Annotated in this window: 24 protein-coding genes; 15 read left to right on the forward strand and 9 right to left on the reverse strand. The window is 39.8% G+C overall.

What is annotated here, in order from left to right; genetic code table 11:
- Window positions 1-47 precede the first annotated feature (47 nt).
- Window positions 48-1220 (reverse strand): threonine ammonia-lyase, encoded by a 1173-nt coding sequence (gene ilvA / locus QFZ31_RS21020; protein ID WP_307311699.1) that lies wholly within the window; start codon window positions 1218-1220, stop codon window positions 48-50.
- A gap of 317 nt (window positions 1221-1537) precedes the next feature.
- Here ilvA and QFZ31_RS21025 point away from each other — a divergent pair, with 317 nt between their 5' ends.
- Complete coding sequence (locus QFZ31_RS21025) at window positions 1538-2998, forward strand: hypothetical protein (RefSeq protein WP_307306518.1); 1461 nt, start codon at window positions 1538-1540, stop codon at window positions 2996-2998.
- Window positions 2999-3005: 7 nt separating this feature from the next.
- The gene (locus QFZ31_RS21030; protein WP_307311700.1) at window positions 3006-3671 is read left to right on the forward strand and encodes an immune inhibitor A domain-containing protein; all 666 of its coding nucleotides are present in this window, start codon (window positions 3006-3008) and stop codon (window positions 3669-3671) included.
- Between the two features lie 103 nt (window positions 3672-3774).
- Here the strand turns inward: QFZ31_RS21030 and QFZ31_RS21035 are convergent, their stop codons facing one another.
- Window positions 3775-6123 (reverse strand): immune inhibitor A domain-containing protein, encoded by a 2349-nt coding sequence (locus QFZ31_RS21035; protein WP_307306521.1) that lies wholly within the window; start codon window positions 6121-6123, stop codon window positions 3775-3777.
- Window positions 6124-6447: 324 nt separating this feature from the next.
- Window positions 6448-8283 (reverse strand): M6 family metalloprotease domain-containing protein, encoded by a 1836-nt coding sequence (locus QFZ31_RS21040; protein WP_307306524.1) that lies wholly within the window; start codon window positions 8281-8283, stop codon window positions 6448-6450.
- Window positions 8284-8531: 248 nt separating this feature from the next.
- Here QFZ31_RS21040 and QFZ31_RS21045 point away from each other — a divergent pair, with 248 nt between their 5' ends.
- From QFZ31_RS21045 to QFZ31_RS21060, 4 genes are all read left to right on the forward strand, one after another.
- Window positions 8532-8993: a DUF3052 domain-containing protein gene (locus QFZ31_RS21045; protein ID WP_307306528.1), complete on the forward strand. Its 462-nt coding sequence runs from the start codon at window positions 8532-8534 to the stop codon at window positions 8991-8993.
- A gap of 402 nt (window positions 8994-9395) precedes the next feature.
- Complete coding sequence (locus QFZ31_RS21050) at window positions 9396-9521, forward strand: hypothetical protein (protein ID WP_307306531.1); 126 nt, start codon at window positions 9396-9398, stop codon at window positions 9519-9521.
- Window positions 9522-9940: 419 nt separating this feature from the next.
- Complete coding sequence (locus QFZ31_RS21055) at window positions 9941-11119, forward strand: ParM/StbA family protein (RefSeq protein ID WP_307306533.1); 1179 nt, start codon at window positions 9941-9943, stop codon at window positions 11117-11119.
- A 12-nt stretch (window positions 11120-11131) separates the two neighbouring features.
- Window positions 11132-11725, forward strand: coding sequence for a hypothetical protein (locus QFZ31_RS21060; RefSeq protein WP_307306536.1), 594 nt, complete (start codon window positions 11132-11134; stop codon window positions 11723-11725).
- A 34-nt stretch (window positions 11726-11759) separates the two neighbouring features.
- Here QFZ31_RS21060 and QFZ31_RS21065 read toward each other — a convergent pair whose 3' ends face one another.
- Entirely contained in the window at window positions 11760-12476 is a 717-nt protein-coding gene (locus QFZ31_RS21065) for a sulfite exporter TauE/SafE family protein (protein ID WP_307306538.1), read from the reverse strand.
- A gap of 207 nt (window positions 12477-12683) precedes the next feature.
- Here QFZ31_RS21065 and QFZ31_RS21070 point away from each other — a divergent pair, with 207 nt between their 5' ends.
- The gene (locus QFZ31_RS21070) at window positions 12684-13895 is read left to right on the forward strand and encodes a dicarboxylate/amino acid:cation symporter (RefSeq protein WP_307306540.1); all 1212 of its coding nucleotides are present in this window, start codon (window positions 12684-12686) and stop codon (window positions 13893-13895) included.
- A gap of 36 nt (window positions 13896-13931) precedes the next feature.
- On the opposite strand, the gene gdhA is transcribed toward QFZ31_RS21070, so the two are convergent.
- Entirely contained in the window at window positions 13932-15314 is a 1383-nt protein-coding gene (gene gdhA / locus QFZ31_RS21075) for an NADP-specific glutamate dehydrogenase (RefSeq protein WP_307306545.1), read from the reverse strand.
- Between the two features lie 142 nt (window positions 15315-15456).
- Here gdhA and QFZ31_RS21080 point away from each other — a divergent pair, with 142 nt between their 5' ends.
- The gene (locus tag QFZ31_RS21080) at window positions 15457-16371 is read left to right on the forward strand and encodes a LysR family transcriptional regulator (protein ID WP_307306547.1); all 915 of its coding nucleotides are present in this window, start codon (window positions 15457-15459) and stop codon (window positions 16369-16371) included.
- Window positions 16372-16399: 28 nt separating this feature from the next.
- On the opposite strand, the gene pepT is transcribed toward QFZ31_RS21080, so the two are convergent.
- The 4 genes from pepT to QFZ31_RS21095 all read right to left on the reverse strand — a co-directional run bounded on the left by pepT (window position 16400) and on the right by QFZ31_RS21095 (window position 19193).
- A complete protein-coding gene (gene pepT / locus QFZ31_RS21085) occupies window positions 16400-17626 on the reverse strand; it encodes a peptidase T (protein ID WP_307306550.1) in 1227 nt (408 codons plus the stop codon).
- A 127-nt stretch (window positions 17627-17753) separates the two neighbouring features.
- Entirely contained in the window at window positions 17754-18233 is a 480-nt protein-coding gene (locus tag QFZ31_RS21090) for a hypothetical protein (protein WP_307306553.1), read from the reverse strand.
- Window positions 18234-18255: 22 nt separating this feature from the next.
- Window positions 18256-18969 carry a nuclease-related domain-containing protein gene (locus QFZ31_RS33860; protein ID WP_373459870.1) on the reverse strand — a complete coding sequence of 238 codons (714 nt, stop codon included), beginning with the start codon at window positions 18967-18969 and terminating at the stop codon, window positions 18256-18258.
- Window positions 18966-19193 (reverse strand): hypothetical protein, encoded by a 228-nt coding sequence (locus QFZ31_RS21095; protein WP_307306555.1) that lies wholly within the window; start codon window positions 19191-19193, stop codon window positions 18966-18968. The genes QFZ31_RS33860 and QFZ31_RS21095 overlap by 4 nt, the downstream gene beginning before the upstream one ends.
- Window positions 19194-19355: 162 nt before the next feature.
- On the opposite strand from QFZ31_RS21095, the gene QFZ31_RS21100 reads away from it, so the two are divergent.
- The 7 genes from QFZ31_RS21100 (at window position 19356) to QFZ31_RS21130 (ending at window position 26601) form a co-directional block, all read left to right on the forward strand.
- On the forward strand, window positions 19356-19979 hold the full coding sequence (locus tag QFZ31_RS21100) for a TetR/AcrR family transcriptional regulator (RefSeq protein ID WP_307306556.1): 624 nt from the start codon (window positions 19356-19358) through the stop codon (window positions 19977-19979).
- A gap of 13 nt (window positions 19980-19992) precedes the next feature.
- Window positions 19993-20877, forward strand: a complete 885-nt coding sequence (locus QFZ31_RS21105; protein WP_307311702.1) for an ABC transporter ATP-binding protein — start codon at window positions 19993-19995, stop codon at window positions 20875-20877.
- A gap of 4 nt (window positions 20878-20881) precedes the next feature.
- Window positions 20882-21679: an ABC transporter permease subunit gene (locus QFZ31_RS21110; protein WP_307306559.1), complete on the forward strand. Its 798-nt coding sequence runs from the start codon at window positions 20882-20884 to the stop codon at window positions 21677-21679.
- Between the two features lie 20 nt (window positions 21680-21699).
- Window positions 21700-22497: an ABC transporter permease subunit gene (locus tag QFZ31_RS21115; protein WP_307306562.1), complete on the forward strand. Its 798-nt coding sequence runs from the start codon at window positions 21700-21702 to the stop codon at window positions 22495-22497.
- 68 nt (window positions 22498-22565) lie between these two features.
- Window positions 22566-22913 carry an ASCH domain-containing protein gene (locus QFZ31_RS21120; protein ID WP_179598859.1) on the forward strand — a complete coding sequence of 116 codons (348 nt, stop codon included), beginning with the start codon at window positions 22566-22568 and terminating at the stop codon, window positions 22911-22913.
- Between the two features lie 94 nt (window positions 22914-23007).
- Window positions 23008-24738, forward strand: a complete 1731-nt coding sequence (locus QFZ31_RS21125; RefSeq protein WP_307306567.1) for an ABC transporter ATP-binding protein — start codon at window positions 23008-23010, stop codon at window positions 24736-24738.
- Window positions 24739-26601 carry an ABC transporter ATP-binding protein gene (locus QFZ31_RS21130; RefSeq protein ID WP_373459871.1) on the forward strand — a complete coding sequence of 621 codons (1863 nt, stop codon included), beginning with the start codon at window positions 24739-24741 and terminating at the stop codon, window positions 26599-26601.
- Window positions 26602-26618 lie beyond the last annotated feature (17 nt).

Genomic DNA, 26618 nt, shown 5'->3' on the forward strand with positions numbered 1-26618 from the left:
CAGTAGTTAAAAAAGAGTGTTGACGAATCAACACTCTTTTCTTACGGCTAAAAATAGGCCACCTCAACACTAGCATTACTTTCTTTTAGAACTTTATAAAGCATATCAATATGGTCGTTGTTTTTTGTTTCTACCGATATTTCCAGACCAGCATATCCTGGATATATATTTTTACCCATTCGATTGAGATTAACGGATTGGATATTCGCATCTAATTCGGTAAGAGAGCTCAAAGTCTTTTGAAGTTCACCAGGTTTATCCTTTAGGGTGATGGTAAATGTAGCAAAGCGCCCCGACTCGACTAAACCGCGTTCGATGATTCTTGAAATAAAATTCATATCAACATTGCCTCCGCTTAATATGGCAACTACTTTCTTTTCTTTCAAGTTTACTTTCTCATATAAAAGTGATGATAGTGAACATGCTCCAGATCCTTCCACTAGCAGTTTGTTTCTTTCTAATAGCATAAGCATCGTTCTAGCAATTTCCATCTCATCGACACAATAAATATCATCTACATATTTTTGAATGATTTCAAATGTTCTCTGTCCCGGCTTTTTAACAGCGATCCCATCTGCCATTGTTGGAGTGGAGTCAACCATCACTGGTTTCTTTTCCTTTAAAGATGTTTTCATGCTTGGGCAGGCAAGCGCCTGAACTCCATATACGGCTATATGGGGGTTTTTCTCCTTTACAGCTAGTGCAACTCCCGCAATTAGCCCACCGCCTCCTACAGGGCAAATAATCGCCTCTACGTCTTGGAGCTGGTCGAGTATCTCTAATCCAACTGTTCCTTGTCCGGCAATAATCGCTTCATCATCAAAAGCATGAATAAAGGTGGCGTCCCTTTGCTCTTTTAGCTCCAATGCATATGCAAGGGCATCATCGAATGTGCCTCCTTCTTGGAGTACCTGTGCTCCATACTGTTTCGTAGCCAGTACCTTACTAAGGGGTGCACCCTTTGGCATTACAATCGTACAGTCTACGCCAAGCATTTGACTTGAATAAGCCACACCCTGTGCATGGTTGCCTGCTGAGGCAGCTACTACCCCCTTTTGCAACTCTTCCTTTGACAGTGAAATCAGCTTATTATAAGAACCTCTCACTTTAAAGGACCCAGTCTTTTGGAGGTTTTCAAGCTTTAAATATACTTCATTATGAGAAAGCAGACTAAATGTCTTGGAGTAGTCTAGAGGCGTGCTATGGACAACCCCCTTCATCTTTTCCCTTGCAATGATAATATCATCTACATTCACATTTCTTCCTCCTGTTTACATACTTTTTCTTAGGGTGTACTGCTAAAAAGTAAACTATGAATTATTTCCGGGAAATAATATCAATATAGAGGTTTGGGGCTTTTGTAGGAGAAATAATGATATAAATATCCCGTTTTTTAGGAAAATTGGAATATGAACAATTACACAAAAATTGGAACTTTAGGAATAGGCTTTTGTATCTAATTAACTATATATTCTAAAAATTCATTATGTTACTATTATTTGGAAAACGTATAGAGATAAAAGGGAGGAACCAGAAGTTGAAAAAGAAAAAGTTATTATCAATTCTAGCAACTGGTGCATTAGCGCTATCACTTTTTGCTCCGTTATCAGCTAAAAATTCAAAGGCAGAGGCTGCTACTTCTACAACGCCAAAATGGGATGTAGAGCGTTATGGGGATCGAGTGGATATTGATGGTCAACTAAATCTACTAAGTAAAGATTCTTCATACTTAAAGCAGGCAGAAGCGAAGATTGCAGAGCAGGCTGCGAAGATTAATTTTAATGAAAATCAATCATCAGAAAGTGCTGCATCAACTAGCAGTTTTACATATGATGGGGGAACCAAACAATTCTTAAATAGAGGTTTAAAATTCAAACCATTTACCTTACGTAGTGTGGGAGAAAATGTTGAAATCTGGGTGGCTAATGACCTCTCATTTAAACCGGGTGATCCGCGCCCAGCTCATGTGGTAACACAAGCACAAGTAGATAAACTACGTGATGAATTTGATAATAATATTTACCCGAAAGCGACAGCGTTCTTTGGAACACCGGATGTTCATGATGGGTCAAAATCTCCGTTGGCAGGTAAAAATGTTCCTGCGGGATATTATGAGGGAAGCGACAAGGTTATCATGTTAGTAGATAATATTCAGGATGATAACTATAATAACCCTGCTTATCCATTCTTTGTTGCTGGATTCTTCTGGCAAACACTAGAAAACTATATTGATAGAAATATTATTACAATCGATACAAACAGCTGGGAAATTCGTTTAGAATCTACCTTCTTCGGAACAACCATTCATGAATTACAGCATTTAATCCATGCTGACAATGATGGTGCGGAAGAAACTTGGTTAAATGAGGGTATGTCTACTTTCTCTGAATATCTTGGTGGATATGGACATGACGACAGCTCTATTAACTTTTACTTAGACCATCCTGAGAACTCACTAGTGAATTGGGATGAACACCAAGGAGCAAAAACTGGTCCAGAAACAATTGCAGATTATGGTCAAGTTTACCTATTTACCTTATATATGAATGACAAATTCGGTCGTGAATTTATTCGTGACTTAGCACTAAGTGAAACACAAGGGATGAACAGTGTAAACGAAGTATTAAAGGCACATGGTTCTAGCCTTGACTTTACGCAACTTTATCAAAACTTTATTACTGCCTTAACACTAGATTCTGATCGGGTTGGTAATGGAATCTATAATTTTGACAGTATTGACCTTCGTGATGTAGTTGTGAATGCTACAACAGGTGCAAAGCGTGGCAAGACTGTTGACTTTGAAAAAGCTGTTACATTTGAAAAAGAAGGGGTACCAGCTTGGGGTGGAGACTTTAAAGAGTTAGATTTCCAAGATAAAATTAGAAGCATTTCTTTTGATGGTGTTGATTTCTTAGGAACTCCTTGGACATCAGTGGCAGATCCTAAGGACGCTACGAATAAAGTATTATGGGGGCGGACAGGGAGACGAAGCAGATAATGCTTTAATTTTTGAAGCAGATCTTACTGGTGTAAATAGCGCAACATTGAAGTTTGATAACTTCATCGATATTGAAGAGCAGTGGGACTTCGGAATGGTGCAAGTTTCAACCGATGGTGGAGCAACATGGAATAGTTTAGAAAATGGAAATACACGCAGCGATGTTGTTGAGGAAGGCTATCCAAAAATTAAAGAAAATGTACCTGGATTTACAGGAACATCTGCTAATTGGCAGGAAGAAAGCTTTGATTTAAGTCAATATGCAGGTCAAAAAGTATTAGTTTCATTCCGTTACTTAACTGACTGGGGCACAACTCAAGCTGGATGGTATGTAGATGATATTGCAATTCCAGAAATCGGTTATAGCAACGATGGAAGCTCTACAGACAGCTTCAAATCGTTCCAAGAACTAGCTGGTCAATATGTAAACTACACTGTAACATTTATCAACGAGAAGGAAGTTGGTAATAAAAAGGGTGCAAAAACGAATTACAAGGTAATCACAGTAGATCCATTCAATGTTACAGAAGAGGATGCACTAACTCTAAGACAGTTATTCAAAGATGGAAAGAACTATATGATTACATCATACGCAGCTCCTGCCGATGATAAAAATCCAGTTGATTTTTCTTATGAAGTACATTTGAAAGAGAAAACTGGAAAGAAGAAGTAAGAATTAAGACCGGATAATGACTTAAAATAGTCGTTATTCGGTTTTTTTATTATAAAAGTGACTCCGGCAAGCACCGGAGTCACCTAAAAAAGCCATTTCATTTTTATTTAAAGATTAACACTTTACCAACAGTACCATCAGGGCTTTCTCCAACAACACGGAATTTTAAGCCGTATTTTGGTACGTTGCGTCCTGCGTCAACAAGACCAGGGTTGCTGTAGTTTGCGCTGTCATCGAATAGTGGGTTACGTTGAGTAAAGTTGTCTGTCATTGTAAATTGACCAGGATAATTTAAGAACATTTTCTCTGATTTATTTAGGCCAAATGCAGCATCATGCATTTGATAGCGAGTAGAACCTACCGCTTTATCACTCCAGTAATTTGTATGCTGGTCAGCATCGACTACCCCTAAGAATCCTTCACCAGGGTGAATACCAGTCCAGTTGTCGTCCCCATAGGACTCATCTACATACCATACTACGAGGCCTTTATCATAAGACATTAAGCTTGCACCGCGGCGGATATTCTTTAATCCTATATCAACGCCATTGTGAGTTCTCCATTCTAATAAATAGTAGCGGTTGGAAAGGAATTTACCTTCGTCCTTAGTAAATCCTTCTAGTTTGAAACTGGATGTGCCTTCAGCATCATCAGTTAAAACTGATTTACCATTAACAGAAATTGAAATGTCATCAACATAAAAACCAGTTAATGAAACAGCTACATCTGTCCAGTAGTTAAATTTTAATTCAATATTTTTACCTGCGTAGGCAGAAAGATCAAACGAAGCGTTAACCCAACCATTTGATGCGCCAGTAATTCCGTTACCAGGATTTTGCTCGTTAGGATCGGTAGCTGTAGTAATATTACCTTTAATAGCTGTCCATTCATTACTGCCTGCTTCTTTTACTTGAATTGAAGCATAATCCCAGTCCGCTTCAATATCATACCAAGCTTTGAAGTTTAGAACTGCATTTGCAGCATTGGTAAGATCGACAGTAGTGGACATTGAATTGTCTAGTTCATCACCCTTGCCGCCGTAATATTCATATTTACCACTGGCAGGGGTATTAATAACAGTTTCCTTATCAGGTAAATCAACGCGAACCGCGTCGTTATTCGTACCCTTTGTTACTGCTTCGTCAAGAAGAACCGTTGTACCAGCACTAGTTACTTCTGTACTGTCTATAGTTTCACCACTTAGCCAGTTTCCGCCATGCAAAGTTTGTAGCATTTGTCTGGAATATGGGCTAATTCCAGGTGGTTGTGTACCAGGAATAGCACCTGTCCAGCTTCCGCTTGACATTAATGACCAATACTCTACTGGTTCACCTGCACCACTGTAAATGGTGTCATACTCATCGGGAAGACCCAAGTCATGTCCAAATTCATGGGTGAATACCCCTGCGGCCCCGTCTTCAGGCTCGATGGTATAGTCCCATGCACCTAATAGTCCGCCGAAACGGTCACTATTAGATGATCCACCAGGTACAGCAATAGGCCCTGTAGAAAGTTTTGAACGATGAGACCAAATGGCATCGCCGCCTAAGCTTCCGCCGCCTGCTTCTTCACCTACACCAGCATGAATAACCATTAAATGATCAATTAGGCCGTCTGGCTCTGCATAAACTCCGTCACCATCATAATCGTCGCGATCCCAAGCATCGTACTCTGATAAATCAACAGTTGGATCTTGTCCAGCTTTTGTTAGTGCTTCATAAACTAGTTGACGTGCACGAATGTCACTATCATCAGGACCAGGGTAGTTTGCACCGTAATAGGCTGCATCATGGTCTGCAGTGTACCAGCCCGCTATTTCACCTTCAACCGAGTAACTGCCGCCAGATTGCTGCTCATAGTATTGCTTCATAGAAACATAAGTTTTTCCATCTGGACCTTTATATCCATTGTCTCCAAAGACCATATCTTGGAAGTGTGATTTCGGGTAATCTTCATACCACATATCTGTTTCTTCTTTAGTGATGGAGCCTGTCCGATAATCCGGAAAGTCTATCGCGAGAACTAGAACCTTATCCGTACGAACTTCACCGTTGTATTCTTCTTCTTTAACTGGATCGACCGTGTTTTTCTTCGCTTGTCCTAATTTATTTCCTTTTCCATTCTTAAGACCATTAGATGTGGCCTTATTTTCTTTTATATTTGCAAGTGCCTTTGGTAAATTATCTTTTGTCTTTGTTGATTGGCTCTTTGCTTTTAAATAGACTTTTAATGCTTTTTCCGCTTCGGCAGGGCTAGCATTTTTTGCTAGTTTGCCTTCGCGTTTTAGCATTTCTATTAATCTCTCATCATTTGCAAGTGCTAAATCGGCAGTTACTCCCAATTTACTCCCTTTTTCTACTGCTTTTACGTTTAGCGGAGCTGCTGCAACATTAAACAATCCTAGACCGAGTGATAGTGTAAGTGCAGTGGATAGTATTTTTCTCTTCTTCATATAGAACCTCCCTTTATTTGTTTTTACCCCTTTTAATACAGTTACTACTATGTACGAATCCCTCCTTATTACAAAAGAATCTACTAATCTTAAAATGGTTCGAGTCCCTAAGAATATAGTAGTGTAATATGATGATATAATTTTGATTGAATATTGTAAATATTAAAATAACTACTTACAAAAATAGAAGTAATAATGCCAAAAACGACAACATTCTTCGAGGAATAGTTGGAATATTTTACAAAAAAGTTAAAATAAAGGGGTGTCCAACTATAAGGTAAGGAAAAAACCTGAGTCCAGTTGAACTCAGGTCTTTGTAAAATATTATTTTTGTGTAGCTTCATTAAAGCTATAGTAGAACTTAGCAGTGATAGAACCATCAGCGTTTTCTTTAATATCGGTTACATGAATTCCAGAGTCGGCTGGAGTGGCGCTATAGCCTTTCCAGAAGTAGTAGGAACCAGTATGAACATTAGAAGAGGTTGGAGTAATCTTTGCACCTGTCTTAAAGAAGTCTCCAGCGTTACCGCGGTTTAGGTTCTTTTCTAATTCATATTTTCCATCGGCCTGAAGTAGGGATAAACCATAATGGGTAACAACAGTGCCGTCACTTGCTGTTTGTGACTGATTAAACTGGAATCGTTTGTTCATCCAGTTTTCAACGTTGTTAGGACGGAAGCCGGCAGTTTGATATAAGTTTAAGATGTTTTCATCGACATGCCATGCTAATAATCCGTGAGAATCTGTACCTTGGCGAATTAAGCCTTTATTAAATCCATCTTGCTGTACGTTTTCGAATAAGAAATACTCTGTTCCGTTAGAACCTGGAACCTCCATCTTTACGATTCCATTTGTAGCACTGGCTTTATTAATAGGTGGTAAGGTAATTTCTTTGACTCCATCTGTTGGTTTAACTTCTTTTGGCTCTGCCCATCCTAGGAAAACTTTTGAGAATGGATCAAAGTGAGTAGGTGAGTTACCAGAGTAGGCGTTATTGTCTGGATAACGCATCCATGAACCGCCTGCCATCATTGAGTAGTTTCCAACACCTTCAGAAGTATATACAGTATCATAGAAATCTGGTAAACCTAAAGCATGGCCAAATTCATGAGCATATACCCCAGCTTGTGCAGGATATGGACCCGTTTTAGAAGCTTCATCATAGCTTCCAGTTGTTAGATTGAACCCTGCTACGTTTCCGCCAATAGCTGGCTGAATATTATAGTTGTCAACGACAACACCATCATATGTCATATCTTCTTTTACGGTTTTATTGATCCAAGCACTTTGACTCATTCCAGAATGAACATCTGCTGGTTTACCAGTTTCATAGTATTTACCATAGTATAATGCACTTAATAAACTCCATTTGTGGGACCAGAATTGTGCTGGGTCTTGGCTCCACTCAGCTCCTGTTCCTTCGTGAATAACAAAAACGTTTGGAACTTCGCCGTTTTCAGCATACTTTGAGAAATCTACTTGTGCGTCAGCAGCTTTTAATAGGTCACGGACGAATTCACCAGTATGAGCATCTCCGTTTACGTTACCTAGTACGTATTTACCATTCTCAGCATAAGTTCCTTTTTGGTCTAAATAATATGAAGCCCCTTTAGGAAGTTCTACCCATACAAATTCAGTGTTTTCCTTGCGAACTAAATTAACTCTGCCATTACTTGATTCTTTATAGGCATTTTGCATGGTGCGATCTGTTGGAGCCTTAACTCCGTTATATTCAGCATATTGTTTGAATGCTTCATAACCATATGGATTATATTCTGTACCAAAAATTAAGTCTTCATAGTAATGAGCAGGAACCTGTCCTTTTAGGTCACCAACAGGCTCATCGCCATCCTTATATTTTGCTAGGATTACTAGAACAGGTACATCTCCTGTAGCTGCTTTATACGCTACGTGGTTATCACCAGGCTCCTGGAATTTCGTTCCTATATTAGCCTTCTCTGCAGGGTCAACTTTTGATAAATCGACTCCTAGTTCCTTTGCCTTTGCAGCTAGTTCTGGAGCAGCTCCAACAAAATCAGCTGGACTTAGATTGTATGTACCTTTTGTTGCGGATGGAGCTTCAGTAGGTTGAAAGCCTGCTGCAACAATACTTCCTGCTAATGCTAGAGTTAGACCGGTTTTTGATAGTACTTTTAACATGAGCGTCACTCCTAAAATTATTTGAGAATTATAATATATCAGAATTGTCAGATATAGAAGAGGGATAAAAGACTTAATTTTGTTATATATTTAGGGAGGCGAAATTCCTGATTTCTAGCATTATTTTGTGATAAAAGTTTTTGAGTAATAGACTGAAGTTATAGGATGTTTCTAGATAATATTATAATGCTCTGATAAAACGTCTATGCTAAGGTAGAGGGTATATAGATAGAGAGGAAGGTTTATGAATGACAGAAGCAGCACCTTTGTTAAAAAAGCTAAATTTTAAGGATCAAGGACAGCCGGTATTAGTTATCAATGCCCCACAGTCTTATAACGATGTTAAGGCAGCATTTGAAGGGGAGGTCCATCAACAGGCTGGGCTTGAGAAGTATGAATTTGTGCAAGTGTTTGGAACAAGTAATCAAGAACTTCAATCACATGCAAAAAAAGCGGTTTCATATGTGAGCGAGGATGGATTACTGTGGCTATGCTACCCTAAAAAATCTTCAAAAACCTATAAAGGATCTGATTGCAGCCGTGATACGGTAACAGGTATGCTCTCTGAAGAGGGCTTTGAGCCAGTCCGGCAAATTGCCATTGATGAAGACTGGTCTGCATTAAGGTTCCGAAAACCTGAAAAAATTAAGAAAATGGTACGAACCTTTGCTTTAACAGAGGTAGGTAAAAAACGTACGGAGCAGGAATAGACTCTCTAGTATGAGTGTCTATTTTTTTTGTTTACAAAAAACGTTTACGTGTTTACGTTAATTGTGCACATGTTTACATGGTTGTTTACATCGCGTTTACAAAAATGTTTACGCGTTTATAAAACTGTACACATGCTGGTGTAGAGCCTTGTGCATAGAATTGACAGCGTTGTTTAAGGAATTAATTAAAACAATTTATTAAACTTCAAGTATTGAAGCAGCTGTTATTAGTCATTAATGTACCAGAAGCATATGCTGAGGTTAGAGCGCATTTGAAGGTGAAGTCCTTTAGGCGGTTGAACAGGAGATGTATGATATTTCTCAGTAATATGGAACAAGTACTCATAAACTTCCATTACATGAAAAAAATGCGGTTACTTATGTGAAAGAGGATGGTTTACTTTGGCTCTGATAATATCAAAGGAAATCATTGAGTATCCCATAAAGGGAATGCTTGCAGCCGCGAAACAGTTATGGATATTCTCTCTGAAGAAGGCTGCTTTAGCTACTTCAGCAAAACAACATTGACGAAGACTGGTCCGCGTTAAGGCTCCGAAAGGCCGAACATTAAGTACATGGTACGAACCTTTGCTGTAACAGAAGTAGGTAAAAAAACGTAGAGAGCTGTAATAGACCTTTCGATTGAGGGTCTATTTTTTGTATACGAAATATGTAAACTTGTTTACAATCTTGTATACATCGCGTTTACAAAAATGTTTACATGTATGCAAACCTGTACACATGCTGGTATATAGCTGTGTGTACGGTTTTGTATACATTGTATACAGAAGCGTGTACAACGATTACGTATTGTTTACAATTTTACACTTTGATTTCTTTTGGACTTCATGATTGAACAATCTATCAATCTCCTATAATCTAAAAGTAGAATGTTAGATACATATCTTCATTAACATCTAAAATAAGAGAATGGAAGGATGACAATTTTGAATAATACTAGAATTGCAGCTGTTGATGTTGGGAATGATTCAATTAAGGCGATATTTGGAGAAATGGAATATGAACTTAATGTCCCTAATATTATTGCCAGAGATACTGAAGATCGCCCTGTAATTGGAATCGAAGAATTAGATGACAAAAATCCCCTTGATGGCATTCATATCAGAGTTCACTCCCCTGCTTTGAAGGATAACAATGCTATTTACCGTGTTGGTAATCTCGCAACAAAAAGTCCTAATGGAACAGAACTAGATCCTGGCAGCAGCAAGTCTGAGGAAGACCAAACTTTAGTTCTTCTTTTTACTACATTAGCATTGGACGCGGTGAAGGAAGGAAATAAGAATAATTTCCGTCAAACGAAAAACGTAATTGATGCTAACTACACACTTGGAACGGGCCTCCCTCTTCGTGAAGTTAAGGAAGGTAAGGATGCTGGCTACCGCTCGAAGTTAATCGGTTCTGTTCACCAAGTAGAGTTTCTTGTAACACCTAAATACCAAGGTTTAAAAGTAAACATCAAGTTTGATGAAATAAAAGTATACCCTGAAGGCTTTGCTGCCTATATTAACCTAGTTATGGATAATAACTTAAAAATCATTAATAAGGAGTTAATCGATAAGCGTATCTTGATTCAAGATATCGGTGGATTATCAACAGATATTGCCGTTATTAAAAATAGAAATGTCGATGATGATAAAGCGCAAGGCTTTAATCTTGGGGTTTCAGAATCATTGGAAGCAATCCGTGAAGAAATTAGGACAAAGCATGGTGTTGAACTAGACAGCCGCCGCGATGTTGTTGATATCATCACGAAGAAAAACGACCGAAATCATATCATGGTTAAAGGGAGCAGGACCAGTGTTCACGATATTACTGACCGCATCTTATTAGATTTAGCAAAGAAACAATATCGTTTATTACGAAATGTTTGGTCAAAGAACTCCCAAACAGAAATTTGCTACTTTGTTGGCGGTGGTGCAACCGTATTAAAGGATTATCTTAAAACATTAAATAATAATCTCGATGGGTTTAATATTGATTTCTTTGAAGATGAAAAAGAGAGTATTTGGATGATGGCAAATGCTTATTACAAACTCATCATGGATTACGTTAGAAAAACAGAGAAACCAAAGGCTGAACAACCTAAGAAACCTGTTACGAATTAATAGGGTGATAAAATGAAAAAAGCTGGATCGAATGAAATTCAGCGGGGACAGGCGATTTCCTTCCGGGTCCCTTCTGATACACCTGACCATTTAATTAAGCAGCTGCAAAAATTAAAGGAAACCGAAAGAAGAAATTTTTCTAGCAAAATTGCTGAGTTTGTGATGGAAGGTGTCGGTAACGTAAGTGCAAGGGAGCGAGAAATAATTACCGTTCCTCTGCCGAAAAAGTTGACGAAAGCACAACGTGACTGGTTGAAGCACGAGCATTCTGAGGCGTTATTAGGGAGTATTATCTATCAATTAATATCTGATCCTGTTCGTTCTACTTCTCTGCTTGCAAGTTTAAATAGCAGATCTGTTGATATTGATGAAGCTTTATACCTGCAAGAAGAGATATTTCCTGAGAAACCTGAAATCAACTCCTATACAGAGAGCGATAGTACTGTAGAGGAAATTGCTGCTTCTATCGATTTATCCGATATGGATGATGATTTAGATGAGTTTGATTGGGAAAATGCCAAACCATTGATAGAAGAAGAAAAGGTTGAGGAAGAGCCTGATTTAGATGACCTGCTGGGTGGATTTCTAGCCAGTATGAATAAGTAAAAAAATATGGACCCCATGTATAGGGTCCATATTTTTATTGAATCCAAAGTTTAAATAAACCTTCAGTTACGCCTAAGTTGTACATGTAATAGATACCAAACACAGTACTAATTACACCTGTAAACTGAGTAAGGGTCCTATTTAAACTGAATTTTTTCGCACTAAACACAAACGGAATTCCAATTAAGGTAGTAAAGAAAAGCATCCCGATTACAGTTCCAGTTCCAAAAATCAGGATATAAACAGCTGCTTCCCACGCACTATTTACTGTACTCATGGTTAAAACGATCATTGCACCACTTCCTGCAAGACCATGAACTAAACCAATTAACATAGATTTTAGGTAGGAAACTTTTTTATTCTGAGGGGAATGGTCATGTGTGCCGATATGGTCATGAGAATGGACATGTTTATGTAACTCGCCATTATGTTCATGGTTATGTAAATGAATATTTTTAAAGGAAAGAATCGTAGTAATACCAAGGTAAACAAGCATAATTCCTACTAAAAATTCTAATGACATCGCCCATTTTTCCGGAATTTCACCCTTCATAAGAATAAGGATTATTCCGATAATAAATAATGTTGCAGTGTGACCAATCCCCCAAAACACACCAGCTAAAGACGAACGCAGTAACTTTTTACTTTGACTGGCAATGGTGGATACAGCAATAACATGATCCGGCTCAATAGCGTGTTTGATACCAAGAACAAATCCCAAACCAAGTATGGAAACTAAACCAATTTCCATCCTATTTCCCCCTTTATTTTATAAAAATGAAGTAAAGCTAATTATAACATAGAAAAAGAATTATCTTATTTTTAATCTATTTGAAATTTAAAGTAGAATATAAAAATTTCCCTATCTGCTATAAAGTTATAAATCATATAATAGAAAGTGATATAGTGAACAAACAATTTCTTTTTATTTGTATGGAAAAGGAGAAGTACCTAAAAAATGAAAAATTATCGTTTTCCTGTAATTTTATTACTAACGATACTCATTGGCGCTATGATCGGATTAGTTATGGAGGAAGACGCCGTGATTCTCCAGCCGATCGGTGATGTCTTTTTAAATTTATTATTTACGATCATTGTTCCACTTATTTTCTTTACGATTTCCTCTTCTATAGCAAATATGAATGGAGCAAAAAGGTTAGGGAAAATTCTTGGCTGGATGTTTGGAACCTTCCTCTTTACTGGCCTTGTTTCAGCGATTTATATGTACTTTGTAGTTAAGTTCGTGAACCCTGGGGAAGGCGTAAGCCTAAAACTGGTAAAACCGGAAGCAGCCGAAGAGCTAAATCCAGTTGCACAAATAGTCAAAACCTTTACTGTACCTGACTTTGTTGAGTTATTCTCACGAAGCAATATGTTGGCGCTTATCGTGATATCCATTCTAATTGGGTTCGCCGCGCAATCAGTTGGAGAACGCGGAAAGCCTTTTACGAGTTTTTTAAGTTCAGGCTCAGAAGTAATGATGAAGGTTGTTTCTTTAATCATGTATCTAGCACCTATTGGTCTAGGAGCTTATTTTGCAACTTTAGTTGGTCAGTACGGTCCGATTCTATTAGGCTCTTATATTAAAGCCGGTATCACCTATTATGTGGCTTCAATTGTCTATTTCTTTGTGGCGTTTACGATATATGCGTTTATGGCAGGTAAGGGACAAGGAATTAGAGTGTTTTGGAGCAATATGCTGGCTCCCTCCATTACGGCGCTGGCTACCTGTTCGAGTGCTGCTTCCATTCCAGTTAATCTAGAAGCTTCGAAAAGAATGGGAATCAAAGAGGATATTCGTGATACAACAATTCCGTTAGGGGCAGCCTTACATAAAGATGGCTCTGTTATCGGCGGTGTGTTGAAGATTGTATTCCTGTTTGGAATCTTTGATATGAATAACACAGGAATTGGCACTTTTTTCTTGATTATCAGTGTTTCCCTTTTGGTTGGAGCAGTGATGGGAGCTATTCCAAGCGGAGGTATGATCGGGGAAATGTTAATCTTAAGTTTATTTGGGTTTCCTCCTGAGGCGCTGCCAATCATTGCCGCGATCTCTACGTTAATTGACCCGCCTGCAACGATGCTGAACGCAAGCGGCGATAATGTTGCGGGGATGATGGTTTCAAGAATGGTTGAAGGCAGGAATTGGCTTAAGAAGACAGCATAAAATAAGGGTGCTCCGCTTTCGGGGCACCCTTGCTATTTAGATTACACCTTGTGCAATCATTGCGTCTGCTACTTTTAAGAAACCTGCAATATTGGCACCGACAACCAGGTTGCCTGGATAGCCGTATTCTTCGGCAGCATTCATACTGTTACGATAGATGTTGATCATAATTTGGTGCAATTTTGCATCCACTTCTTCAAATGTCCAAGAAAGTCTTTGGCTATTTTGAGCCATTTCAAGCGCAGATACGGCAACACCGCCAGCATTAGCTGCTTTTCCAGGGGCAAATAAAATATCGTTTTCTAAGAATACCTCAACTGCTTCAAGAGTGGATGGCATATTAGCACCCTCTCCAACAGCTTTTACACCATTAGAAACGAGGATTTTTGCAGATTCCTCATCAATTTCATTTTGAGTTGCACATGGTAACGCAATATCACAAGGAATTGACCAAATGCCAGCACAGCCCTCATAATACTGTGCTTCTGGATGCGCAAGGACATATTCGCTGATTCTCTTACGTTCTACTTCTTTAATTCGTTTAACAGTCTCAAGATTGATGCCGGATGGATCGTAAACATATCCATTAGAATCGCTGCAGGCAACTACCTTTGCACCTAATTGCGTTGCTTTTTCAATCGCATAAATGGAAACATTTCCTGAACCAGAAACCACAACCGTGCTTCCTTCAAAGCTATAACCTTTGTCAGCAAGCATTTCGTTTACAAAGTAAACAGTACCGTAACCAGTTGCTTCTGTTCGTCCTAAACTACCGCCGTATCCAAGGCCTTTACCAGTTAACACGCCTGCTTCATAAGCACCGCGGATTTTCTTATACTGTCCGAACATATAACCGATTTCACGTGCACCAACACCAATATCGCCTGCTGGGACGTCGACATCAGGTCCAATATGTCTGTAAAGCTCAGACATAAAGCTTTGTGTAAAGCGCATAATCTCATTATCTGATTTGCCTTTCGGATCAAAATCAGATCCGCCTTTACCTCCGCCAATTGGCTGACCAGTTAGTGAATTCTTAAAGATTTGCTCAAAACCTAGGAATTTAATAATACTGGCATTTACGGATGGGTGGAAGCGTAATCCGCCTTTATAAGGTCCGATTGCACTGTTAAACTGTATACGGAAGCCGCGGTTTACTTGAACTTGCCCTTTATCATCGACCCAAGGAACACGGAAGTAAATGACTCTTTCAGGCTCTACGATTCTTTCAAGAATATTGTGCTCCATGTATTTCGGATGTTTCGCAAAAACAGGAATTAGGGAGTCAAAGATTTCCTTAACTGCTTGGTGAAATTCAGATTCATAAGCATTTCTACATACAACTTTATTAAACACTTCGTCCACATATTGAAGTGCTGTGCCTTGTGCATCATGTTTTAACTGTTCAATTGTTTTCAAGCTATCCACCTCTTTATTGGGAAGTTATTTTTTTAAATAATTAGATTATTAATAACCAATATTCTATAATTAAATAATAATCTTAACAATATTAATAATAGATAACATTCATCTCATAATGAGATGAATCGAGGTGAGCATTTTGGAATTACGACAGATTCAATACTTTATGGAAGTAGCGAAACGCGAGCATGTTACCGAGGCCGCAACCGCACTGCACGTCGCACAATCGGCTGTAAGTAGGCAAATCTTTAACCTCGAAAATGAGCTAGGCGTTAATTTATTCATCCGCGAGGGACGAAACGTCAAACTGACGATGATTGGGCAGATGTTTCTAGAGCATATGGAACAAGCGGTGAAGGTAATTGACGAGGCACAACGAGAAATTAAGGAATACTTAGACCCCATGAAAGGGACAATTCGTATAGGATTTCCAAGCAGCTTGGCTGCGTATACACTTCCTACCTCCATATCTGCCTTTCGTGAACACTACCCTCAAGTCAAATTTCAACTAAAACAGAGTACATATAAAGAGCTGATTGAGGGGGTTATGAATGGTGAATTCGATATGGCATTAATCGGGCCTGTTCCAAAACACGAGAAGAAGATAGTGGGGACAACATTATTTACATTATTTACAGATAATATTGTCGCACTCCTACCTTCTAGTCACCCTTTGGCCAAACAGTCAGCGATAAAATTAAGTCAACTGCATGAAGAATCCTTTGTCTTGTTTCCAAAGGAATATATATTAAGGGAAATTATCGTACAAGCATGTGAACAGCTTGGTTTCCAGCCGAAGGTGTCCTTTGAGGGAGTAGATATTGATTCGATAAAGGGTTTGGTTTCAGCAGGCCTTGGGATCACACTCATTCCGGAAATCACGCTGGTGGACGGATTCCCTCGTTCAACTGTAAAGGTACCAATTATTGAACCTGAGGTGAGCCGTACGGTCGGGGTCATTATTCCGCGAGAACGCAAAATGCTCCCTACGGTCAGACTTTTTTATGACTTTTTAAAAGATTTCTTTTCCATATTGGATCGCTACCAAATGTAAAAGCCCAACCAAATAGTTGGGCTTAATTTTATGCTTTTTGTTCGAAAAGCTTTGCTATTTCAATGACAGTGTTGGTTGCTTTAATCATATTATCCACTGAAATAAATTCATACTTACCGTGGAAGTTCTCTCCGCCTGTAAAAATATTCGGAGTCGGGAGACCCATATAAGAAAGCTGTGAGCCATCCGTACCGCCGCGTATTGGCTTAATGAGCGGTTTGATATCAAGGTTTTCCATGGCCTGTTGGGCAATGTCGACAATTTCCATAACTGGTTTGATTTTTTCACCCATGTTGTAATATTGATCTTTTAATTCTAGTAGGATGGTATCTTTGCCGTATCTTTCGTTGAGCATGTCGACAATGCTTTCGATTCTATTTTTTCTCGCTGCGAAGATTTCTTTGTCGTGATCACGGATAATATAATACATTTTCGTTTGCTCGACATCACCGTTGAAGGAAATCAGATGGAAGAAACCTTCATAACCTTCTGTATGTTCTGGTGCTTCCAGGGCTGGCAGCTGGCTATGTAATTCCATGGCAATCTTCATTGAATTCACCATTTTATCTTTTGCTGAACCTGGATGGATATTGGTGCCCTTAATTGTAATTTTAGCAGCTGCCGCATTAAAGCTTTCGTATTCTAACTCCCCTAGTGGGCCACCGTCGACAGTGTAAGCGTATTTGGCGTTGAATGCTGCTACGTCAAACTTATGCGGACCTCTGCCAATCTCCTCATCCGGCGTGAACGCAACGCGAACCTTACCATGCTTAATTTCTGGATGTTGGATTAGGTAAGACATTGCGGTCATGATTTCAGCGATGCCGGCTTTGTTATCGGCACCCAGCAGTGTGGTACCATCCGTAGTGATCAACGTGTGCCCTTTATAGCTTGGCAGGCTAGGGAAATCCTTCGTTGTCATGGTGACGGTTGGGTTAAGAGGGATATCATTCCCATCATAGTTTTCAATGATTTGCGGATTCACATTCTTGCCAGTGAAATCGGTTGCAGTATCGACGTGAGCCAAAAACCCGATCGTTGGTACATCCTTGTCGGTATTGGAAGGAAGGGTTGCCATCACATACCCATTTTCATCGATCGTCACCTCTTGCATTCCAATTGACTTTAACTCCTCAACCAGCATGTTGGCTAACGTGAGTTGTCCAGGTGTAGAAGGACAGCTTTCATTGCTCTCATTCGACTGCGTATCCACCTTCACATAGGAAGTAAATCTCTCAATGATTTCGTTTTTCACTTTTGCAGCACTCCCCTTATCATTTTTACAACCTAATAATAGCACGTTGATGAGGTTGGGAGGAAATGGGAGATTGGGGTTGATGAAAATAGGTATTCTGGGTTGGAATATTGGCGGATAGCCGAGATTAGTTGCGGATAGCGAGAAACACTGGCGGATGGCGAGAAACACTGGCGGATAGCGAGAAACACTGGCGGATGGCGAGAAATACTGGCGGATGGCGAGAAACACTGGCGGATGGCGAGAAATACTGGCGGATGGCGAGAAACACTGGCGGATGGCGAGAAATACTGGCGGATAGCGAGAAAGACTGGCGGATGGCGAGAAACACTGGCGGATAGCGAGAAAGACTGGCGGATGGCGAGAAACACTGGCGGATAGCGAGAAACACTGGGGGATGGCGAGAAACACTGGCGGATAGCGAGAAAGACTGGCGGATGGCAGAAACACTGGCGGATGGCGAGAAATACTGGCGGATGGCGAGAAATACTGGCGTATAGCAAGAAACACTGGCGGATGGCGAGAAACACTGGCGGATGGCGAGAAATACTGGCGGATGGCGAGAAATACTGGCGTATAGCAAGAAACACTGGCGGATGACCAGCAACACTAGCACACCAAGTACAATATTACCTTTTTTGGGGGAAATCCATTCTATACGACCTATCTCTGAATGTGCCAGAGGTTATCAAATCCATACCCATTAAGATTCGCTTAGCAGTGTGGATATCCACCCCCAAAAACTCACGGCACTCCCGATTGGTAATCGTCCTCTTCACCACCAAAAACCACTCGTTCAGAGTCTGCTCATGAGCTAGATGATTGGTCACCTTACAAACTGGACAGTGCCACGATCTTGGTATTTTATTCATCCCAATGTTCCCACAAGATACACACCTCACCCCTGGTTTAATAGCACTAACCGGAATTTGATAAGATTCACAAACGGGTTTGGGAATGTAGGTTTGATGACACCTAATTAGTTCAGCAGATAACCAGTTAAATGAAGAAGTATCCAGTCCCATTCCTTCTCGTGGAAGGCTTTTGATAAAAGGAGGGACCAGGTTCGGGAATAGTATCTTAGTATTGGCAGGGGGAATGTCCACATGTTGCTTCGGATAGGCTAATACAATAGCGCCATATAGAGGTAAATCAATATTCCGCTCGGATAACCATGCGGAAAAGAGTTCTATATTACGCTCCAATTGAACGACTGGACTTTCATAATATTTGATTTGTCCGTCTTCTCGCTTTTGAATAAGCTGTGGCGGGTTATCCCTGAATTCTAAACTGCCTGCTAAGTTTTTGGTTTCTAAAACGACGCCGTAATGGGGTGTTTTCAATAAGTGGTCAATTTGAAAGAAAGTGATAAATCGTGGAAAATGTTATTTCTGAATGGAAACCGATACCTTCCAAGAACATCTGCCACCTGCTGCTCACCGCCAATTCCAGCCTCAAGGATGGATTGTTTTGATGCAATCACAGAAATCATTGGATGTTTGGCAGGCAGCCTGCTTTGGGCAGCAATTAAGCCCATTAATGTAAGTGAGTCAGAACGCTCTTTCATTTTTCACCTCCAAATGTATCCTAGCACATCCTCCCCCTTAAATATATAAACTTCATAATTTTGTAAAAATTATAGCTTGTCTGGCGTTGACCAGATGAGTCAATTGGAGTACACTGTGATTGACTGATGTGGTCAACGGTAAGTGGAAAGGGGCCAAACAGCATGTTTTCAAAGTTTTTAAGCCTGGATTCGGAAAAGCAGGATCGAATAATCAACGCAGCAATTAAGGAATTTGCCCAAAAGGGGTATGATAACGCATCAACAAATGAAATGGTGAAAGAAGCTGGCATTTCAAAGGGTCTGCTCTTTCATTATTTTAAAAATAAAAAGCAGTTATTCTTCTTTCTATTTGATTATTGTTACAACCTGGTGGCGGATGAATTTTATAAAAAGGTTGATTTAACCGAAAGAGACTTTTTTAAAAGAATTCGCCAGGCAGTGCTCATCAAAATGGACCTGCAGCAACAATATCCAGATATCTTAACATTTATCCAAGAAGCCTTTATGCAAGACTCACCGGAAATAAAAGACGAATTTGATAAAAAGAAACTGGAACTTAACGCGATAAATATAGGGATCATCTATGATGGAATCGATCTCTCGAAATTTAGGGATGACGTCGATGTTCAAAAAATATTAAAGGTCATTTCATGGACCTTTGAAAAAATGAGTGATGAGGAGCTCCATAAAGCCAAAATGGTACCTAGTCACAAGATTGATTATGATAGGGTCTTTCTGGAAGCAGAAGAGTATTTTGAGCTTTTTATTAAATGCTTTTACAAATAAGGGGGCAGTGATGATGAATGTGATTGAGATTAAGAATCTTACAAAGACTTACGGCAAAGCAAGAGGAATCAGCGACATTAGCTTTTCTGTCGAGGAAGGTGAGATTTTTGGATTTATCGGACCGAATGGTGCGGGAAAATCGACGACCATTCGGACACTCCTCTCCCTTATTTATCCTACCAGTGGCAGTGCGACTATCTTTGGGAAAGACACTGTCCAATTTGCCCCGGTAATTAAAAAGGAAATTGGCTATTTGCCATCTGAAGTTTTTTATTACGACAATATGAAAGTCAAAGATCTATTAAACTATTCGGCTAGTTTTTATAAAAAGGATTGTAGTAAGAGAATCAAAGAATTGGCGGAAATTATGGATTTAGATCTCAATAAAAAAATTGACGATCTTTCACTGGGAAATAAAAAGAAGGTCGGGATTGTTCAAGGGCTGCTACATGAGCCAAAGCTGATTATTCTGGATGAACCGACGAGTGGATTAGACCCTCTTATGCAGCAAAAATTCTTTGAACTGCTTGAGGAAGAGAATAGAAAAGGTGCTACCATCCTATTTTCCTCTCATATCCTAAGCGAGGTTCAACGACTTTGTAATCGGGTTGCAATTATAAAAGAGGGAAAGATTGTTACCGTAGAAAAGATTAGTACATTGAAAGAAAATACCTATAAGAAGTTCAAAGTAGAAACAAAAGAAACCCTCACCCCCTATTACTTTAACCTACCTGGTGTAAATAAATTAGAGGTAAAGGGTAACCTAACGAGCTTTTTATTTAAAGGAAATATCAATGAAGTCATGAGGAAAATTGCGGAAATAGAGATTACAAATCTATGGATTGAAGAGCCTGATCTTGAGGAGATTTTTATGCACTATTACGAGAAGGAGGACTAGAGCCATGAATATCCTGCTTCATGAATTGAGAGCTTATCGAAAGTCTACTATGATCTGGACAATATCATTAATTGCCGTCGTAGCGCTGTTTATGTCGTTTTTCCCTTCTTTTACAAAGGATACAGAAGAATTTAGGAAGCTGCTTGAAGGGTATCCGGTTGCTCTAAGAGAAGCCTTCGGGATAAATCTCGATAATTTCTTTTCCATCCTTGGCTTCTATTGTTATGGGCTGTCGTTTGTTACGCTTTGCGGTGCGATTCAGGCAATGAATCTGGGAACCAGTATTGTCAGCAAAGAAGTCAGGGAAAAAACCGCTGACTTTCTATTAACAAAACCGGTTACACGTACCGAGGTGTTAACAAACAAATTATTGGCGGCACTGATCTCAATTATCATAACGAATATCGTTTATTTAGCAGCAGCGATCCTTCTCGCATACCAAGTAGCAACAGTAGACTTTAAGGTTAGCATTTTTATCCTGATTTCATTGACTGTATTTTTTGTGCAACTAATCTTTCTTGCATTAGGAATCATTACATCTGTCGTTGTTCAAAGGATAAAATCAGTGTTAACGGTGTCGCTTGCAACTGTTTTTGCCTTTTACTTTTTAGGAATGTTTAGTAGCACTTCTGGTGATGAAGTGAAACGATATCTATCACCCTTTAAATATTTTGATACTGCTTATATCATAGAGAAATCTGGTTATGAGGCGTCATTTTTAATAGCCGGAGCAGCTGTCATTGTTGTTGCGATTAGCGCTAGTTTCTTAATCTATGCCAAAAAGGATATTCACTCGGTCTAACAAGGAGAAGTGATGGTAAGATGAATATTTTTTTAAAAGAAATGAAGTCACATAGAAAATCGCTTCTATTTTGGAGTATCGGGATATTCCTAATGGTAGCGTCAGGGATGTTTAAATATGAAAGTCTTTCTTCTTCTGGACAGCCGATGGATGAAATGCTGGCAGGAATGCCCAAATCAATGCTTGCTGTATTAGGAATAGGAGAATTTGATATTTCATCAGCAACCGGATATTACGGGTTACTTTTTATCTATTTGTTATTAATGGCGACCATTCATGCGGCCATGCTTGGCGCAACGATCATTGCAAAAGAGGAGCGGGACAAAACAACGGAGTTTTTATTTGTTAAGCCCATATCAAGAAATCGCATTATTACCGCAAAATTGCTGGCAGCATTCTCAAATATCCTAAGCTTGAACTTGGTTACCTTTGTTTCGTCACTTGCATTGGTGGGAAAATACAGCAATGGTGAAGTGGTTACCGGGGATATTGCAATGACAATGGCGGGAATGTTTATTTTGCAGCTGTTATTCATGGTAATTGGCAGCTCCCTTGCAGCGGGTAAAAGGAAATCCAAATCGGCAGCTTCCTTAGCGACCGGAGTCCTTTTGCTTACGTATGTGATTTCGGTTGCCATTGACTTGAATGAAGACATAGAAGGCTTAAAATACATTACCCCGTTTAAATATTTCGAGGCGAAAAGTGTGATGTTCGGAGGCGGTTTTGAGCCCATCTTTGTCCTATTATCCGGCGTCCTGATTGCTACACTTACAGTCGCGACATTTATCTTTTATAAAAAAAGAGATTTAAATGTGTAAACGTTTTTAATAACATGGTTATAGTGTTAAAATAGTGAAAGCGCAATTGGATAAAGGAGGATAACACTATGAGCCAAAATGAAAACACTACACTACCGCCAAAAACATGCTCCATTGAACGTTTAGTTACAATGGAAAGTGATGTTAAAAAGGTGCTTGCAGGAGAAAAGACTGCAACACGCCGAAATGGAAGATATGCCGATCCAGGAGAAATCATGACCCTTGAGGGACGTCAATTTGTCGTGGAACGAGTCTATTCACAAAGCTTAGGTGAGTTGACGGATGATGACGCTCGCCGCGAGGGCTTCCCTACGGTTGAAGAGTATAAGCAATCAATTCTTGCTTACCACCCTGGGATGCCATGGCTGCCGCAAATGCGCGTTTGGGTTCATGAATTTCGCCCGCTGGAAGATTAATTAAAAGTATGAGTTCTTATCCTAGAACTCATACTTTTTTTTGCTATAATAGCTTTATCCATAAATTTGAAAAGGGTCCTCGAGGTGAAGGGTAATGGGGTTTTTAGCAAAATACATACAGAAATATTGGAAGTCTTTTAGCTTAGCAGTGTTATTTTTAACCTTTGAGGCGATAAGTGATTTGTTAATGCCAACGATCATGGCGAAAATCATAGATGTCGGTGTCGCGGGCAGGGATATAGGTTATGTGCTTAAAATGGGCGGATTAATGCTGCTGATTACACTTTTTGGTGCGATTGCAGCTTCAACACGAAGTATATTAGCCAGTAATGTTTCGCAAAGCTTTGGATCGGAGTTACGGTCGGACTTATATAAGAAGATCCAAACGCTATCCTTTAAAAATATTGACCGTTTTGAACGCGCGTCGTTAATCACCAGGCTGACCAACGATGTGACACAGGTACAAGTATTTGCGAATGGTTTAATGCGGATTTTTGTTAAATCCCCACTATTAGCCATCGGGGGCTTAATAATGGCGACACGCTTAAACCTTCATTTATCTGTTGTATTGATTGTAGTGGTCCCGATTGTCGCCATATTCATCATTCTAAATTTAAGACTTGGGTTCCCTATGTTCTCAAAAGTACAAAAAGCGCTTGATCGTGTAAATGGAGTCATGCGCGAGTACTTATCGGGTGTCCGTGTAGTGAAAGCCTTCAATCGTTTTGACGTTGAAGTCAACAAGTTTGAAAAAACAAATGAAGAGTTTAAAAAGCAATCGATTTCTGCAACAAGGTTAATGGCGGTATTCAGCCCAGCGATTATGCTGACGGTTAACCTTGGCATTGTCGCTGTCCTCTGGATTGGCGGCCACGGGGTGACGAATGGCAATGTGCAGGTAGGTCACATTATTGCTTTTATTAACTACATGACGCAAATTCTTTTCTCATTAATGATGATCTCGATGGTTTTTAATATGTTTGTCCGCGCAAAAACTTCAGCCGTCAGAATAGGTGAGGTTTTTTCCGAGGAGGTTGACTTGACCTGGGAAGAGGGACAAAACTCTGCCCCCGTTGAAAAAGGAAGAATTGAGTTTAGCAATGTTTCCTTTTCTTATGAAGGAACAAGCGGGGAACCCATTTTGAAAAATATTAATCTATCAATCTTACCAGGTGAGACTGTCGGAATTATTGGCTCGACAGGCTCTGGAAAAAGTACTCTTGTTGGCTTAATTCCCCGGTTTTATGATGTCAGTGCTGGATGTATCAAGGTCGATGGTGAGGATATACACCTCGTTGACCCTAAAAGACTGCGAGAAAAGATTGCCTTTGTCCCGCAAAAGACGATTCTTTTTACCGGAAGTGTAGAGGAAAACATTAAATGGGGAAAAGAAGACGCCTCAACTGAAGAAATCTTAAAAGCGGCAGAGATTGCCGGTGCGCATGACTTTATTAGTGCTTCTCCTGAAGGATATCAAACTAGAATCGGACAAGGCGGAGTAAACTTTTCAGGAGGCCAAAAGCAACGGCTTTCGATCGCCAGGGCTTTAATTAAAAATCCGGAAATTTTGATCTTGGATGATAGTACCAGTGCGGTTGATGTCACCACAGAGGCTAGAATCAAAGAGGGTTTAAAAAAATATGCAAAGGGTCTGACATGCCTCCTCATTGCCCAGCGGATCACCTCAATTATCGATGCAGATAAAATTGTGGTCATGGACCACGGGGAAATCGTTGGAATTGGAAAACACGAACAATTATTAAGAGACTGCAGAGTTTATCAGGAAATCTATCAATCGCAAGTCGGTAAGGAGGTGGCACTCTAAATGTCAAAAACAGCAGATCAATCAAGTAACACACCTCCTCCCTTATCCATGCCTGGAAGACCTGGCGGCTTTTCTGGCCATCGCCGGGGAGCACCAATTGTAAAACCAAAGAACTTTAAGGAAACAATTAAGAGGTTATGGTATTATTTCGGCAATGAAAGAAGAATGCTCAGCATTGTTTTTTTATTCATTTTTTTTAGTGCAGCACTATCCTTGCTGTCACCATTTTTAATTGGAAAAGCTGTCGATGCTATAAGCTTGAAAAAACAAGTAGATTTTAATTTTCTTGAAGTCATGATTGTTATTCTAATATCAGCATTTATCTTAGACGCGGTGTTGACTTTTCTCCAGGGCTGGCTGATGGCAGGTGTCTCGCAACGAATTGTCAAACGATTGCGTGATGCACTTTTTAAAAAACTGCAAAAACTGCCAGTTGCTTTTTTTGACAAGCGGACACATGGAGAATTAATGAGCCGGCTTTCAAACGATATTGATAATGTCAGCAGCACCATCTCGCAATCGACAACACAGCTGATGTCAGGTGTCATTGTGATTAGTGGTTCATTCATTATGATGTTGATCTTGAGTCCGATTTTGACGGTGGCGAGCTTAGTAACGGTTCCACTTGTGTTTCTGTTAACGAAGACAATTGCAAAAAGAACCAGTGTCCTGTTTAAAGATCAGCAAATCCAGCTGGGAAAACTTAATGGACAAATTGAGGAGACCATTTCAGGCATTGAGGTAGTGAAAGCCTTTAATCATGAAGAAAAAGTGATTTCGGAGTTTGAAGAGGTCAATCAGAAACTGCGTGAGGTCGGCCTTAAGGCGCAAATTTGGTCGGGCTTTCTTATGCCAATCATGAACGTGATCAACAATTTGGGATTTGCCATTGTCGCCGTAACGGGAGGATTTCTTGCTGTTGAGAATATGATTACCGTAGGTGCGATTGCGAGCTTTATCACCTATTCTCGTCAATTTGTAAGGCCGCTTAATGATCTTGCGCAAATTTTTAATATGCTGCAGTCAGGTGTAGCTGGTGCGGAGCGCGTTTTTGAAATTCTCGACGAGCAAGAGGAACCAGATGACCTGCAGGATGCGGTTGTACTGGAAAATCCAAAGGGACATGTTGTGTTTGAAAATGTCAGCTTCGGTTACCGCGGCGATGTGCCGATTTTAAAAAATGTTAGTTTTGAAAGTAATATTGGCAGCAGTACGGCGCTAGTTGGACCAACCGGGGCGGGAAAAACGACAATCGTTAACTTGCTGACAAGGTTTTATGATGTGACAGAGGGCAGGATTTTGTTAGACGGCCGTGATATTCGGGAATATACCCGCGATAGCTTAAGAAGCTGTTTCGGCTTTGTTTTGCAGGATACTTACCTCTTTTCAGGAACCATTAAGGAAAATATTAAGTATGGAAAGCCTGGTGCAAGTGATGAGGAAGTCGTCAATGCGGCTAAGATGGCGAATGCAGATGCCTTTATTAAACGTCTGCCAAATCAGTATGAGACCATCCTCTCAGAAAACGGTGGAAACTTAAGTCAAGGGCAGCGCCAGTTGATTGCCATCGCCAGAGTGATTCTCGCAAAGCCAGCTGTATTGATTTTAGATGAGGCCACGAGCAGTATTGATACCCGTACCGAGCTTCATATTCAAGAGGCACTGCTATCTCTTATGGAGGGCAGGACAAGCTTTATTATCGCCCATCGTTTGAACACCATTCGTGACGCAGATAGAATTATGGTGATTGAAAATGGGAACATTGTAGAACAAGGAAATCATGGGGAACTCATGGATCTCCAAGGCAGATACTATAATATGTTCTTTAATCAATTTAAAAATGTAGAAATCGCGGTAGATTAAATAATGATAAATCATTA

Origin of the sequence: Neobacillus niacini, from assembly GCF_030817595.1 — a bacterium.
Taxonomy (GTDB): domain Bacteria; phylum Bacillota; class Bacilli; order Bacillales; family Cytobacillaceae; genus Neobacillus; species Neobacillus niacini_G.

Bases quoted from the DNA above. Each gene is read 5' to 3' on its own strand.
- ilvA (WP_307311699.1), bottom strand. From the start codon at position 1,220: ATGAAGGGGGTTGTCCATAGCACGCCTCTAGACTACTCCAAGACATTT.
- QFZ31_RS21035 (WP_307306521.1), bottom strand. From the start codon at position 6,123: ATGAAGAAGAGAAAAATACTATCCACTGCACTTACACTATCACTCGGT.
- QFZ31_RS21040 (WP_307306524.1), bottom strand. From the start codon at position 8,283: ATGTTAAAAGTACTATCAAAAACCGGTCTAACTCTAGCATTAGCAGGA.
- QFZ31_RS21045 (WP_307306528.1), top strand. From the start codon at position 8,532: ATGACAGAAGCAGCACCTTTGTTAAAAAAGCTAAATTTTAAGGATCAA.
- QFZ31_RS21060 (WP_307306536.1), top strand. From the start codon at position 11,132: ATGAAAAAAGCTGGATCGAATGAAATTCAGCGGGGACAGGCGATTTCC.
- QFZ31_RS21065 (WP_307306538.1), bottom strand. From the start codon at position 12,476: ATGGAAATTGGTTTAGTTTCCATACTTGGTTTGGGATTTGTTCTTGGT.
- QFZ31_RS21070 (WP_307306540.1), top strand. From the start codon at position 12,684: ATGAAAAATTATCGTTTTCCTGTAATTTTATTACTAACGATACTCATT.
- QFZ31_RS21095 (WP_307306555.1), bottom strand. From the start codon at position 19,193: ATGAAAGAGCGTTCTGACTCACTTACATTAATGGGCTTAATTGCTGCC.
- QFZ31_RS21100 (WP_307306556.1), top strand. From the start codon at position 19,356: ATGTTTTCAAAGTTTTTAAGCCTGGATTCGGAAAAGCAGGATCGAATA.
- QFZ31_RS21105 (WP_307311702.1), top strand. From the start codon at position 19,993: ATGAATGTGATTGAGATTAAGAATCTTACAAAGACTTACGGCAAAGCA.
- QFZ31_RS21110 (WP_307306559.1), top strand. From the start codon at position 20,882: ATGAATATCCTGCTTCATGAATTGAGAGCTTATCGAAAGTCTACTATG.
- QFZ31_RS21115 (WP_307306562.1), top strand. From the start codon at position 21,700: ATGAATATTTTTTTAAAAGAAATGAAGTCACATAGAAAATCGCTTCTA.
- QFZ31_RS21120 (WP_179598859.1), top strand. From the start codon at position 22,566: ATGAGCCAAAATGAAAACACTACACTACCGCCAAAAACATGCTCCATT.
- QFZ31_RS21125 (WP_307306567.1), top strand. From the start codon at position 23,008: ATGGGGTTTTTAGCAAAATACATACAGAAATATTGGAAGTCTTTTAGC.
- QFZ31_RS21130 (WP_373459871.1), top strand. From the start codon at position 24,739: ATGTCAAAAACAGCAGATCAATCAAGTAACACACCTCCTCCCTTATCC.